The sequence below is a fragment of the Vibrio sp. 1557 genome (assembly GCF_033340175.1).
In the GTDB taxonomy this organism is placed as follows: Bacteria; Pseudomonadota; Gammaproteobacteria; order Enterobacterales; family Vibrionaceae; genus Vibrio; species Vibrio alginolyticus.
In genome coordinates, this window is the sequence record NZ_JAWOVZ010000001.1 from 89,135 (window position 1) to 102,034 (window position 12,900).

12 protein-coding genes are annotated in these 12,900 nt (G+C 46.4%); 5 read left to right on the plus strand and 7 right to left on the minus strand.

All coding sequences use genetic code 11. The features are described from left to right. Nucleotides 1–10 precede the first annotated feature (10 nt). Nucleotides 11–1,387 carry an efflux transporter outer membrane subunit gene (locus tag R7070_RS00425; RefSeq protein ID WP_081886416.1) on the plus strand — a complete coding sequence of 459 codons (1,377 nt, stop codon included), beginning with the start codon at nt 11–13 and terminating at the stop codon, nt 1,385–1,387. Nucleotides 1,388–1,483: 96 nt separating this feature from the next. On the opposite strand, the gene R7070_RS00430 is transcribed toward R7070_RS00425, so the two are convergent. Continuing rightward, the gene (locus R7070_RS00430) at nt 1,484–2,026 is read right to left on the minus strand and encodes a carboxymuconolactone decarboxylase family protein (protein WP_005374097.1); all 543 of its coding nucleotides are present in this window, start codon (nt 2,024–2,026) and stop codon (nt 1,484–1,486) included. A gap of 111 nt (nt 2,027–2,137) precedes the next feature. On the opposite strand from R7070_RS00430, the gene R7070_RS00435 reads away from it, so the two are divergent. Then, nucleotides 2,138–2,737 (plus strand): TetR/AcrR family transcriptional regulator, encoded by a 600-nt coding sequence (locus tag R7070_RS00435; protein ID WP_033906273.1) that lies wholly within the window; start codon nt 2,138–2,140, stop codon nt 2,735–2,737. Nucleotides 2,738–2,892: 155 nt separating this feature from the next. Here R7070_RS00435 and R7070_RS00440 read toward each other — a convergent pair whose 3' ends face one another. Continuing rightward, the gene (locus tag R7070_RS00440; RefSeq protein ID WP_017819748.1) at nt 2,893–4,149 is read right to left on the minus strand and encodes a type 2 secretion system lipase; all 1,257 of its coding nucleotides are present in this window, start codon (nt 4,147–4,149) and stop codon (nt 2,893–2,895) included. A gap of 466 nt (nt 4,150–4,615) precedes the next feature. On the opposite strand from R7070_RS00440, the gene R7070_RS00445 reads away from it, so the two are divergent. Both R7070_RS00445 and R7070_RS00450 read left to right on the plus strand, forming a co-directional pair. Further along, on the plus strand, nt 4,616–6,646 hold the full coding sequence (locus R7070_RS00445; RefSeq protein WP_256900353.1) for a S8 family serine peptidase: 2,031 nt from the start codon (nt 4,616–4,618) through the stop codon (nt 6,644–6,646). Between the two features lie 9 nt (nt 6,647–6,655). Further along, nucleotides 6,656–7,018, plus strand: a complete 363-nt coding sequence (locus R7070_RS00450) for a hypothetical protein (protein WP_053307151.1) — start codon at nt 6,656–6,658, stop codon at nt 7,016–7,018. A 187-nt stretch (nt 7,019–7,205) separates the two neighbouring features. Here R7070_RS00450 and R7070_RS00455 read toward each other — a convergent pair whose 3' ends face one another. Genes R7070_RS00455 through R7070_RS00465 form a run of 3 tightly spaced genes read right to left on the minus strand, consistent with a single transcriptional unit; the run spans nt 7,206 to nt 9,262 of the window. Continuing rightward, entirely contained in the window at nt 7,206–8,462 is a 1,257-nt protein-coding gene (locus tag R7070_RS00455) for a PTS ascorbate transporter subunit IIC (protein ID WP_005384349.1), read from the minus strand. Between the two features lie 9 nt (nt 8,463–8,471). Then, nucleotides 8,472–8,759: a PTS sugar transporter subunit IIB gene (locus R7070_RS00460; protein ID WP_005374080.1), complete on the minus strand. Its 288-nt coding sequence runs from the start codon at nt 8,757–8,759 to the stop codon at nt 8,472–8,474. Nucleotides 8,760–8,818: 59 nt separating this feature from the next. Continuing rightward, the gene (locus R7070_RS00465; protein ID WP_005384357.1) at nt 8,819–9,262 is read right to left on the minus strand and encodes a PTS sugar transporter subunit IIA; all 444 of its coding nucleotides are present in this window, start codon (nt 9,260–9,262) and stop codon (nt 8,819–8,821) included. Nucleotides 9,263–9,510: 248 nt separating this feature from the next. Between R7070_RS00465 and R7070_RS00470 the strand changes: the two genes are divergently transcribed. Next, complete coding sequence (locus R7070_RS00470; protein ID WP_005442357.1) at nt 9,511–10,539, plus strand: LacI family DNA-binding transcriptional regulator; 1,029 nt, start codon at nt 9,511–9,513, stop codon at nt 10,537–10,539. A gap of 85 nt (nt 10,540–10,624) precedes the next feature. Here the strand turns inward: R7070_RS00470 and phnX are convergent, their stop codons facing one another. Next, nucleotides 10,625–11,440, minus strand: coding sequence for a phosphonoacetaldehyde hydrolase (gene phnX, locus R7070_RS00475; RefSeq protein ID WP_171345928.1), 816 nt, complete (start codon nt 11,438–11,440; stop codon nt 10,625–10,627). A gap of 80 nt (nt 11,441–11,520) precedes the next feature. Next, nucleotides 11,521–12,900: an aspartate aminotransferase family protein gene (locus R7070_RS00480; RefSeq protein ID WP_171345927.1), complete on the minus strand. Its 1,380-nt coding sequence runs from the start codon at nt 12,898–12,900 to the stop codon at nt 11,521–11,523.

Genomic DNA, 12,900 nt, shown 5'->3' on the forward strand with positions numbered 1-12,900 from the left:
GAGTAACACAATGAAATTCAAGACTCGATTGGTCGCGGCTGCCTTAAGCGCAGTGTGGTTGTCAGGTTGTGGTTCGCTTATGCGTAGCGACTATCAAGCTCCTGAGGTGCAAGTGCCTGCAAATTGGCAACAGATGCATGTTGCGGGTGATGTCAGTATGGATCCTTGGTGGTTGGCGTTTAACGATCCAACTCTTAATCAATACATTACTCAGGTGTTGGCTCAAAATAACGATTTGACGCTGGCAACGCTAACGCTAAAGAAAGCGCGTTTACAGCTGGGTTTAGCGCAAGATGACCTTTTCCCTACGTTGAGTTCTTCCACATCAGGACAAGTTCAAAAATCTCTTGATAGCGGGGAATCGGCAGATAGTTACAGCACTAACTTATCCGTCAATTACGAGTTGGATTTATGGGGAAAAATCTCGGCAGACGTTGACCAAGCCAAGTGGTCGGCGATGGCAAGTCAACAAGATCGCGAGGCGACCGCACAAAGTTTGGTAGCAACGACGGCATCGCTATATTGGCAAATCGGCTATCTGCAACAGCGCTTAAACCTCAGCCAGCGTAATGTGGTAGACGCAGCTCAAACGCTACAATTGATTGAAAAACAGTACCAACTTGGCGCTGTGGATCAGTTAGATGTGCTTGAAGCCAAACGTACGTTGGCAAGCTTACAAGCGCAGCAAAGTGAGTTTGAACAGAGTTTACTTGAGGCAAACAACGCCTTTGCGATTTTGTTCAATCAACCGCCGAAGAGCATCAGTGCAAACATCCAAATGCTGCCTGAAGGCGATATGCCATCGTTGAGTGTTGGTGCTCCGTCTGATTTATTGATCCGCAGACCCGACATTAAAGCAGCGCTTTATGAAGTCAAAGCCGCGCTAGCAAATAAAGACGCAGCAGATTTAGACTACTTGCCCAAGCTGACGCTCACTGGGGCTTTGGGTGGATCGTCACAAGCGCTCAAAGACCTGCTTTCCAACCCGATCGGCAGTTTAGGTGCGGATATGACGTTGCCGTTTTTGCAGTGGAATGAGATGAAAAATAGCCAAGCCATTGCCGATTTAGACTATCAATCGGCTATTGTGAGTTATCGCCAAGTGTTGTACGCCGCATTCCAAGATGTCGAAAATGCCTTGTCAGCACGCGAGAAATTGACGTATCAGGCGGCGCGTTTACAAGAGCAATATGATGCCGCAAGTGCCGCTGAGTCCATATATGCTGCGCGGTATCAGTATGGCTCGACATCGATCATGGACTATTTGAATGCCCAAGAAGACACCAGAAACGCACAAGCTTCTTTGTTGGAGAACCGCTACAACCAGTTTCTCACTCAGGTTACGCTTTACCAGTCTTTAGGAGGAACCGACGTTGCGCCGTTGTAATTAGGTGTCAGCTCACACTAGCGAAGCGCCATGCAACAAAGCCTTTTTTGAAGGTATTACTGGTCCCATGAATGGGACCAGTAATAAAAGCTTAAGTTACTTGGCGAACTTCTTGAAAGGTGCATCAACCGGGGTGTCAGCTAGGTGATTGGTGTAGTTACTCATCACTTTTTGCGCTAGACCAAGAACAATTTCAAGCAGTTGCTGCTGTCCGTAACCTGCCGCAAAGAATTTCTCTATCTGAGACTCTTCCACTACACCACGTTGACGCACCATTTGAAGCGTTGTTTCTCGTAGTGTTTCAAGTTTTTCGTCTGCCAATGGTGTTTGGTTGACGAGAGCATCAACAATCTCCTGATCCACTTTCATTGACGCCGCGATCGCACTATGAGCAGGAACGCAGTAGTGACAACCATGTTCAACGTTGATGGTTTGCCATACGACGGTCAATTCTTCTGCGTTAAATGATGTTTGTTGAAAGAGCTCATGCACGACTTGATAACCCTCAAGCAAGGTTGGCGCTTCAGCCATAACAGCATGAAGATTTGGTAGCATGCCAAACGCTTTGACTGAATTTTCAATCAGGTGCTTTGATCCTTCGGGTGCGTTTTCTGCGGTATACAGTTTAAATTCTGCCATGTTTAAATCTCCTGTAATTGGATATGAGCGGATTAGGCAAGAACAGGATAGTTGATTTTGAGCGGTCGCTCAATATAAAATTGAGCATATGTTCAAAATTGATAATTGCTCATGGCGAATACAAAGAAATTCCAACGTGATGAAGTGGTGAAAGCTGCCTCGGATCTATTCTGGAAGAAAGGTTTTCATGCAACATCTACACGTGATTTACAAGATAGCGTTAATCTGCGTCCTGGAAGTATTTATGCGACGTTTGGGTCAAAAGAGGGGCTATATTGTGAAGCGCTAAAAATGTACGTTGCGAACTTACAAGCCCTGTTTGAGTTGCATTTAACTCAGAACACAACGGTTCTAGATGCAATAGAAGCTTTCGCGATTGATGTGGTTATCAATCAGCGAGACTCCAATCCCAGTGAAGTGTGCATGTTAGTCAAATCAGCAAGTGAATTTGCTGAGGATTTTAATGCTCTGCGCAATCAAACAAACAGCTTAGCAAACCAATTTGAATCTTTTCTTGCAAAGCTGTTTGAGCGAGCAATCGAGAATGGCGAAATTGAAGCTCAGGATACATTGCTTCTTGCTCAGTTGTTCCAGGTTCAGTTTACGGGTATACGAGCCTACTCATACCGCAGTGATGATGTAACCTTAAAGACGTTGATCTCTATTATGGTGGACAGTTTCCGCGGTAACGTACCAAAAACAGAAAGCTGAATGAGGCTGCTCAAAGTCAACGTCTCTAAATCAACGGCTTGAAGTAAGCGAGCTCAAATAAACCCGTTATCGGGGTTCGATATCGATAAAAAATGACCACGAAGCATCGTGGTCATTTTTATGCAGATTAACTTGCAATGAACAACAACGGCTCATTAAAAGCGAAACTCTTCTAAGTTATTGCTGCTTTCTAACATTTTTTCAGCCACATAACGATGCGTTGCTGTGGTTGGGTGAGTCACATCCCAGAACACGAACTTATCTGCGCCAGATGCTGCACATTCAGAACGTAATGAGTGAGTGTACATGTAGTCAACAGAGGATGAACGGTTGATGTCTAAGCAAGGGTCGCTTGCATTTACGAAACCGTGTTCTTCTGGTGCCGAGGTTAACTTCTCAAACAGTGCGTGTGTATCAAACAATGCGATGTTGTAGCCTTGGGCTTTGTAGTACATCGCTTGTGCTTTGATGAACTCGTTCATCTTCAATACTTTCGCACGAATCGTTTCAATTTCTTCCTGTGTTGAGTATTTGAACTGTGGTGCTTTGGTTGCATCTGGCAGTGTCATCAACATGAAGTTCTTCGCGCCAGCGTCTGTTAAACGAATCAGAGCTTCAGCGTAATCCGCTTTTACTTCCGGCACGCTACGGTTGTAGTTCATGAAGTCATTTAAACCAAACTCTAACGTAAACAATGTGTTAGCAGGGTTGTAGTTCTTCGCCAGCTTTGTGTAGGTTAAGTAAGAAGAAACTTGTTCGCCGACACCAGTTAGCGCGATGTATTGGTTTTCACCTGCTGCGCCACCAACTGCCCAGTTGTATAGCGGTAAGTTTTTGGCTTTAGCAACGTATTCCGTCCAAACAAAACCGTTTGAGAAGTGACCCAAGAACCAGCTATTCGGGTTAGGAAAGCGCCATTGGGACGCGTTAAAGATGTTGCCTGTGTCAGACAAGCTATCGCCTAAAGCCACTACTTTGTTTATCTGATCTGGTTGCATTGCAGCATCATTGCTCCAGATCGTGTGGTTATAAGAATAACGATTGTCGGCAGCAAAAAATGTAATGTCTGCGTTCTCGTTCGCTAGATCTAGTGTTTCCTCACAACGCTGGCGAATTACGTTTTGTGAGGTATTGGTGTAGAACATGTTTTTAAATGAAACAGAGCTCCACCAATAACCATCGATAGTGAAGTCACTACCATCTTGGTTTTTTGCCCATTTCCAATCGGTAGCCGCATCGTCCTTGGAGTGGCTCGTACGATACCAGCATCGAACGTACGTATAAGTTTGATTTTCTTGCGCGCTAACCACTTCAGCCGCAGAAACCATTGCTGGTGATAAAGTTGGCTCCTCTGCAATGGCGGAGGCAAGCGGAAGTAATGCAGTTAATAGTGTGATTGTTTTTTTCATCATTCACTCTTCTTGTAATGGTTATTGTTCCGAATGCGTGAATACGCTCGGCTATAACAGTATTTAGATGAGAATTTTTCTCACTAAACCTTCTAATTCTGAGTAAATGCTCAAGACAGTCAACAACTAAATATTCAATATTTCAGTTTTGGCACCACGGTCAAAAAATCCATTCAGCATAGCAATCGATTAAATGGGTGATATTTAGAATAATTAATCACTAACATTAATTTAACATTCACTTTTTGTTAATTAAGTAATTGCTTTATAAGGTTTTGTTGATGATTTTTAATGTTAACTTAAAGTGTTTATTGAATGATCTTTTGTACAAATTTGTATATTCATGAAACAAATTGTTTGGCATTTTTGCTCTGTAAACTATAGCTGAAGCTCTCATGCAAACATCATGATGATGACTTTTCATGAGAATATAGTGAATAAAAATTAGCTCAAATAAGGAATAGGGCAAATGCACTACACAACAAGTAAAAAACAAGGCTTATTTTCGTTGTCTGCTGTAGCAATAGCACTGACCACTTCGATGTCAGCGTTTGCGGCTCCACCAATGGGATTTGATGAATCTAAGTTACCGACGAAGTACATCGTCAAATTCAAAGAAGATGCAGTCAGCCGTTCTTCAATGGGTGGTAACTCATTCTGGGGGCCACGAATCGCGCTGGAGTCTGTTCTAGAACAGGTGAAGGCACGTAAGGTGGAAAAACTGGGCAATCGCGCCATTTACAGCGTTGAACTGGATGGCGATGACTTAGAGCCGCTTCGCAATCGTAGTGATGTGGAATACGTGGAAGTCGATCCACCTCGCTATTTGCTCAGCGAAACGACCCCATGGGGATATGAAGCGGTTAATGCTCAACTGCTAGCTGACTTCAATGCGGGTAATCGCACTGTATGTATTATCGATTCAGGGTACGACATTTCGCACAACGACCTAAGCGGTAACCGCGTTGCTGGTACTAACGATAGTGGTACGGGATCATGGAGTGATCCGGGTAACAACAATGCCCACGGTACTCACGTCGCGGGTACGATTGCTGCGATTGCCAACACCGAAGGTGTAAAGGGTGTGATGCCAAACCAGAATGTTAATTTGCACATCGTGAAAGTATTTAACGAATCGGGTTGGGGTTACTCATCTGGGCTTGTTAAAGCAATCCAGACCTGTGCCGATAATGGTGCTAACGTTGTGAACATGAGCCTTGGTGGTAGTCAATCAAGCCGAACTGAGCAAAATGCACTGCAAAATATTTACGATCAAGGCGTTCTATTGATCGCCGCTGCGGGTAATGATGGCAATACAGCGCACAGCTATCCAGCTTCTTATGACTCAGTGATGTCTGTTGCGGCTGTTGATAATCAAAATGATCATGCGGCGTTCTCACAATCTACTAATCAAGTTGAGATCTCAGGCCCGGGTGTGGCGATCTTATCAACGGTTACGGTAGGTGAAGGTAAACTTTCTGATATTACCTTGAATGGTGTAAGCCAGTTTGATCGTGGGATTGTTCCTCACAATCGTTTGATCAATAACGGTTCTTCGTATGTTCCGGATCCAATCGCGGGTTCAGTAACGGCAACGCTAGATAGCTGTGATGTATCTGGCGGTAACGTTAACTGTGGTGATATGTCGGGCAAAATTTGTTTGACTGAGCGTATCGGCAACCAGTCTTCAGGAAACTACCCTGAAGTGGATGCGGTTCAGGCTTGTTACAATGCGGGTGCGCGAGCTGCAATCGTATACAGCAACTCTGAACTACCTGGTTTACAAAACCCTTTCTTGGTAGACACAAACAACGCTTATCGTATGGTTTCGGTAACGGTTGATCGTGCATTTGGTCAAGAGCTGTTGGGGTATGTTGGTCAGGAAATTACTGTTGCAACAACCTCTGGTGAAGATTACGAGTACTACAATGGTACATCAATGGCGACACCGCACGTAACGGGCGTAGCTGGCTTGGTGTGGAGTTACCACCCAACCTGTACAGCAGCGCAAGTACGTAATGCCCTAGTGAAAACTGCAACAGATATTGATGTTGCTGGTCGAGACAACCGTACTGGCCACGGCCTAGTTAATGCTGAAGCGGCGAAGCTGTTCTTGGACGCTGGCTGTAATGGACCTGATGGTGGTAGCTCTTCGGACTCTAGCTTCTCAAATACCAGCCCTGTTGCGATTCCAGATAATAAATCTTCTGGCGTAATCAGTGCAGTAGAAGTCGATCGCTCTGGTGATTCAGGCACAGTAAGTATTGACGTTGATATTAGCCACACTTACATCGGTGATCTACGAGTGACTTTAACGTCACCGACTGGTGGAGAAGTTGTACTTCACAATAATACTGGCGGCAGCGCTAACGATATAAAAAACACGTTCCAAGCGGATTTTTCTGGTTTTGAATCGCAAGGTACATGGGAACTAAAAGCGGTGGACAGTGCCAGAAGAGACACAGGCACCATCAACAGTTGGACTCTGACCTTTCAATAAGGAGTGACTATGAAGAAGTTGACCTTACTTTCTTTGTCTGTGGTAGGCGCTACCGCACTATTGGCAATCGGACTGAGCTCAAGCAGCTTGGCAAACAATCAAGGATTTCCTCTCGTGGATGAACGCCAAGATCAAGCCGAGCAGCAACCTGCGCGTTACTTTGTTAAGTATCATGAAGGAAAAGAGAGCGAGGTGAGAGCGCTTCTTCGTCAGCACAACATTGAAGTGGTCGACGCTCTGGTTAAACAACACGTGTTGATTGTGGTGGGTGAACAGGCGGAAGTCGATAAACTCGCGGAACATGATGCGGTCGAATACACCGAGCAAGAGCCGACAAGAAAGCTGCTATCTAACGGAACAACGCTTCAATAAGCCAAACTTTCTAAGATAGTGCCAAAAAGAAAAACGCCCCTCACGTGAGGGGCGTTTGCTTTCTTTCTACGATTGCTTTCTTCTAAAGTTCGTCGTTTGCTATGACTAGAGATTCTTGAAGATTGATGCCGATGAGCCTATTCGCGCATCAATCAAGTCAGTTATCAGCTAGTCATATTCAGACTACTTAGCGAACAATCAGACCCAGTAAGATACCAACAGCGCCGAAGTCTGCGTCACTAAAGGTCGTGTTAGCAAAACCTAGGTCACCAAGTACTGGCATTAGGAATACTGGTAGGAAGGTAATCAGTAGACCTTGTGCAAAAGCACCCAAGATTGCACCGCGACGACCACCTGTAGCGTTACCAAATACACCTGCCGCTGCACCTACAAAGAAGTGCGGAACGACGCCTGGGATAATCACAGTAAGTCCCATCACATAAAGTAGGAACATGCCCAAAAGACCCGCCGCAAAGCTCGATAGGAAACCAACCAATACTGCGTTTGGTGCGTATGGGAATACAACCGGACAATCAAGCGCAGGTTTCGCGTTTGGTACTAGTTTGTCTGAGATGCCTTTAAACGCCGGAACGATTTCTGCGATAACCATACGTACACCTTGAAGGATAACGTACACACCACCGGCGAATGTGATGGATTGCATTAGCGCGAACATGAACCAGTGCTTACCACCACTGACTTCGCGTACAAAGTCACCGCCAGCGAAGATACACGTCACCATAAAGATGATGCCCATGGTGAACGAGATTGCTACAGGCGTATCACGTAGGAACAACAAGCTCTTAGGTACGTTCATCTCTTCAGTAGAGTGTTCTTTGTTACCGAACTTGCTGCCAATAAAGCCCGCTAGTACGTAAGAAAGGGTAGAGAAGTGACCAATCGCAACGTCGTCAGAACCTGTTACTTGCTTCATGTACTTGTGAGCAATCGCAGGGAAGAACACCATCACAGAGCCCACAACCAGAGAGCCAAGTGCGATCAGTGGAACACCTTTCATGCCGCTAGAAGCAAGGATCGCCGCTACCATCATCGACATAAATAACGTGTGGTGACCCGTTAGGAAGATGAATTTCCATGGCGTGAAGCGAGCGATCAAGATGTTCACTAACATACCGAAGAACATGATCATCGCCATCTCTTTACCAAACGCTTCTTGTGCGATAGAGACGATAGCTTCGTTGTTTGGAACCACGCCTGTGATGCCGAACGCGTGTTGGAAAATCGTCGCAAAGTCACCCAGAGAAGTCACAACCAGACCCGCACCCGCGCCAAGCACGATGAAACCAAGAATGGTTTTTACCGTGCCTTTAATGCACTCGGTGACCGGTTTTTTCTGGGCAATTAAGCCGATTAGAGCGATGAGACCTACCAGAACCGCCGGCTCTGATAGGACATCGTTCATTAAGAAACTGAAAAATTCCATAACGTCACCTTATAGAGCGCCAAGCTCTTGAAGTGCCACAGATAGACGCTCTTTCATTGCCACTTTGTCGACCATGTTATCAAGCGCAACGATGCGAGGTTCAACGCCAAGTGCGTTCAACTGTTCAACGATGTCGTTAGTACCGATGAAGATGTCACAATCCGTACCTTTTGCAGAGCCTAGATCGATATGATCCACTTCTGCGTTTACATTCAATTCTTTCACGATGCCTTTGATGCTCATTTCCATCATTAGGCTAGTACCAAGACCGTGACCGCAAACAACCATAATTTTCATAATTCAGACCTTTTCTTTTTATAGGGGTGTATGCCCATTTTTTAAGGGCACATCAGGAGTTAGTATTTTTCGATGATCGCGAGAACATCTTGTGTGTTTTGAGCGGTGCAGATGGCTTCTACATGCTCTTCATTCATAAACAACTCAGCCAGTTTAGAAATCGCATCCACGTGCGAGTTACTGTCTGTCGCGGCTAGCGTAACCAGCATTTTTACTGGGTCGTTACCTTCAGAATCGAAGTTCACGCCGTTTTGAATCACTGTGATGGCAAGAGACAAACGGTTAACGCCATCTTCAGGGCGAGCGTGTGGCATTGCCATACCAGGACCTACCACGTAGTAAGGACCGAGCTCTTCGTGTGAGCGGTAAATAGCGTCCACGTAGCTTGGCTCAATCGCGCCATTTTCAATCAGTGCTTCACAGGATTTGCTCACCGCATCTTTCCAGTCAGTAGCATCAGAATGGATGCGAATCACATCAGAGGTAATCAGTTCACGTAGCATTGGATCTTTCCGGTTTGTTGTTTTGTTGATGGGTACTTTATCGATCAATTTGTCAGAAAAACCTGAGAATGATCACAAATGGTAGCGCTATCTGATAGCGCTATCATAAATTGTGATAGCGCTACCATTTTTATCAGTCATCCGAGTTTCATATGCTTGTGATCGACTTCTAATGCGCTAATATCAAAACCACTAAAACGCTGTGGTAAGATGTCGCGGCAGAAAATAGAGAACACTAAATAAGAACAATGAGCGAACCTCGCAAACGAAGAAGTACTGGCAATGTCACCTTGGCGGACGTCGCTAAAAAAGCCGGCGTAGGCACCATGACGGTGTCGCGAGCATTACGAACGCCCGAGCTAGTATCTGACAAGCTGAGAGAAAAGATTCAACAAGTGGTTGATGAGCTCGGCTATATCCCGAATAAAGCGGCAGGGGCTTTGGCGTCTGCTGAAAGTTACTCCATCGCTCTTATCATTCCTTCCCTGTTTGAAAAAGCGTGCGCGCTTTTCTTACCGAGCTTTCAACAAGCGTTGAACAAAGCAGGTTATCAGTTGCTGCTTGGCTACAGCGACTACTCGGTAGAGCAAGAAGAGAAACTGCTTTCGACATTTCTTGAGAGCCGCCCAGCCGGAGTGGTGCTGTTTGGTAATGAACACAGCCAACGTACTAATCAGCTTTTGGAAGCCTCGAACACGCCAGTATTGGAAATTGCTGAGTTAAGTTCGAAAGCCAGTTATCTCAATATCGGTGTTGACCATTTTGAGGTGGGCAAAGCCTGTACCAAGCATGTGATTGAACAAGGCTTCAAGAACGTTGGCTTCATTGGTGCGCGCGGCGATCACTCCACTTTGCAACGTAAGCTACACGGTTGGCAAAGCGCGATGATTGAGAACTACCTTGCACCGGACCATTTCTTAACCACCCACGAAGCACCATCTTCACAATTAGGTGCGGAAGGGTTGGCAAAGCTATTGCTGCGCGATTCAAGTTTGAATGCTTTGGTATGTAGCCATGAAGAGATTGCGATTGGCGCGTTGTTTGAGTGTCACCGCCGAGTGCTGAAAGTCCCGACCGACATTGCGATTATCTGTTTGGAAGGCTCTTCCATGGGTGAGCACGCCTACCCAAGTTTGACCTGTGCGGAATTCGATTACGAACGTATGGGGACGAAAGCCGCCGACAAGTTACTGCAAGCCATTAAAGGTGAGCCTGTAGAGCACGCAACGGACATGGGCTTTAAGCTAAAACGCCGAGCAAGTACTGCGATCAACTAATTTGATTTGGTTAGCGACAAAACGCGATACAAAAAACCTCTCAATGCTGAGAGGTTTTTTTATGCGTGAGAATAGTGATTGTCGACTAAGGACGCTCACCTGCCGCTAGGCGACGTTCGATATCTGCAACCACTTCTGGGAAGTCAGCAATGGTGTCGATGAGGTAGTGCGGCGAGCTCTTGAGCAATTTTGCACGCGCTTTTTCACGAGCGGCATTAAGTGTTGCTTCGTCCGCAGCTTGGTATTCTTCAAACGTTAGACCCGCTTCGTTACCAGAAAGCAGCAAACCAACGGTCCACATACCGGCGTTATGACCTTCATCGATGCCCGGTGCTGCGTCATCCACTTTGATACACGCATTAACGTCGGTAACATTCAGCTCAATCACGTTTTTCAGTGCCATAAATGGTGCCGGGCGACCACCTTGCGGTAGGTCATCCGTTGCTACTACGTAATCTGGCTTGTAACCGTAATCCGCTGCAACAGGAATCAGTACATCCATCACTTCGCGAGGGTAACCAGAACAAGAACCGATCTTGATGCCTTTGTCTTTCAGACCGTTCACAACTTCAATCGCATTAAGGATTGGGTCTGCATGGTCAGCCACTTTTGCTTTTTGTAGAGGCATGAATGTTGCGTAGATAGCGTCGATGTCTTCGCTGGTCATTGAGCGACCAAACTTCTCATTCCAACGCTTATCAACCGCAGGGATGCGACCCACAGCTTGAATGTGATCCCACTTACCAAGCCCCATTGGTTCGCGCGCTTCTTCAAGGTCGATATCGAAATCAAAGCCTTGTTTGAACGCTTCCACAAAGATACTGGTCGGTGCAAAAGAGCCGAAATCGACGATAGTGCCAGCCCAGTCAAAGATCACTGCTTGAATTGGTGAGTTGCTCATGTTCAATCCTTTTTCTTGCTTGCCAGAGCGCTTGCCTACACGTTGGAACCGCGCTCTGGGTAAATTGGTTTTTGTTGAGGTTAGAAGTAGTTAAAGTCTTTACACACTTTGGCGATCGCTTCTTCGAAAATTGCCAACGCTTCTGTCAGTTGTTCGCGAGTGATGATCAGCGGTGGGCTGAGTTGAATCACATTGCCTTGCGATACTTTGAAGCTCACGCCGTTGTTGAGGCATTGGTACAATACAGCTTCCGCTTCGTCATACGCGCGTGCTTTGCTTTCGTGGTCAGTGACCAACTCAATACCCCACAACATGCCAATGCCACGCACATCACCAATCACTGGGTATTTGGCTTTCATCTCTAGCAGCTTTTCACGCATGAACTGGCTGTCAGCTTTGGCTTTATCTAGCAAGCCGTCTTGCTCAATAGCTTCCATGGTTGCCAGTGCCGCAGCACAACCGATAGGGCTTTTCTCATGAGTGTAATGACCCATTGAGATTTGCTCGGCAGTGTTGTATTTGTTTTTGGTTACCATGGCTGCGATAGGTACTAAGCCTCCGCCCAAACCTTTACCGATGCAGAGCATATCTGGCTCAATGTCGTAGGCTTGGTAGGTAAACCATTCACCGCTGCGACCCATGCCATTCGGGATGTCGTCGATGATCAGCATGACATTGTGTTTGTCACAGATTTCACGGATGCGTTTCCAGTAGGCTTTACTTGGCACTTGTACGTCGGTATTACGAACTGCTTCTGCGATAAACGCGCCCACGCCGCCTTCTTTCTCAATCACGTACTCAAGGTAGTCGGCGTAATGCACGTCGCTGCCGTCCGCGACTGGAAAAGCGCCTCGGTAAGACACTGCTGGTGGAATGCGTTCAACACCTGCCATTAATGGTCCCATTCCTTGACGAAAACACGCTTCGCCGCCCACTGAGATGGCATCCAATGATGCGCCGTGGAAGGAATCCCACAGAGACACCACCTTGTAGTTGCCCGTGATATGGCGCGCTAGTTTAAGTGCCATGCCCACTGCAGATGTGCCACCCGGCGCAAACAGCACGCGATTCAATTCGCCGCCACATATTTGGGTAAGTTTTTCGGCACACTCAATTGCGGTTTCATTGGTAAAACGACGTGGTGAAAACGGCAGTTTGGCAATTTGCTCTTGCACACGTTTAATCACATGCGGATGACCGTAGCCCAACTGATGGACGTTATTGCCATGGAAGTCCATGTACTTTTTGCCGGTGGCGTCTTGGATGTAGATGCCTTCTGCTGCTTCCAAGGTATCTAAGCAAGGCGTTGACATGGCTTGATGAAGAAAGACCTCCGAATCACGCTTCAACAAAGCTTGCGTGCGTTCGTCGTCCATCGATGCATTCCAAGCTTGGCGCGCTGGTGTCGTGTTGACATCACCTTCGCTGCGGAAATGGGTCGGTTTGATATTCTGAGTCAT

Excerpts from the sequence above, each read along its gene's own strand:
- R7070_RS00460 (WP_005374080.1), bottom strand. The coding sequence starts at position 8,759 with ATGAAAATTATGGTTGTTTGCGGTCACGGTCTTGGTACTAGCCTAATG.
- R7070_RS00450 (WP_053307151.1), top strand. The coding sequence starts at position 6,656 with ATGAAGAAGTTGACCTTACTTTCTTTGTCTGTGGTAGGCGCTACCGCA.
- R7070_RS00480 (WP_171345927.1), bottom strand. The coding sequence starts at position 12,900 with ATGACTCAGAATATCAAACCGACCCATTTCCGCAGCGAAGGTGATGTC.
- R7070_RS00445 (WP_256900353.1), top strand. The coding sequence starts at position 4,616 with ATGCACTACACAACAAGTAAAAAACAAGGCTTATTTTCGTTGTCTGCT.
- R7070_RS00470 (WP_005442357.1), top strand. The coding sequence starts at position 9,511 with ATGAGCGAACCTCGCAAACGAAGAAGTACTGGCAATGTCACCTTGGCG.
- phnX (WP_171345928.1), bottom strand. The coding sequence starts at position 11,440 with ATGAGCAACTCACCAATTCAAGCAGTGATCTTTGACTGGGCTGGCACT.
- R7070_RS00425 (WP_081886416.1), top strand. The coding sequence starts at position 11 with ATGAAATTCAAGACTCGATTGGTCGCGGCTGCCTTAAGCGCAGTGTGG.
- R7070_RS00440 (WP_017819748.1), bottom strand. The coding sequence starts at position 4,149 with ATGATGAAAAAAACAATCACACTATTAACTGCATTACTTCCGCTTGCC.
- R7070_RS00455 (WP_005384349.1), bottom strand. The coding sequence starts at position 8,462 with ATGGAATTTTTCAGTTTCTTAATGAACGATGTCCTATCAGAGCCGGCG.
- R7070_RS00430 (WP_005374097.1), bottom strand. The coding sequence starts at position 2,026 with ATGGCAGAATTTAAACTGTATACCGCAGAAAACGCACCCGAAGGATCA.
- R7070_RS00435 (WP_033906273.1), top strand. The coding sequence starts at position 2,138 with ATGGCGAATACAAAGAAATTCCAACGTGATGAAGTGGTGAAAGCTGCC.
- R7070_RS00465 (WP_005384357.1), bottom strand. The coding sequence starts at position 9,262 with ATGCTACGTGAACTGATTACCTCTGATGTGATTCGCATCCATTCTGAT.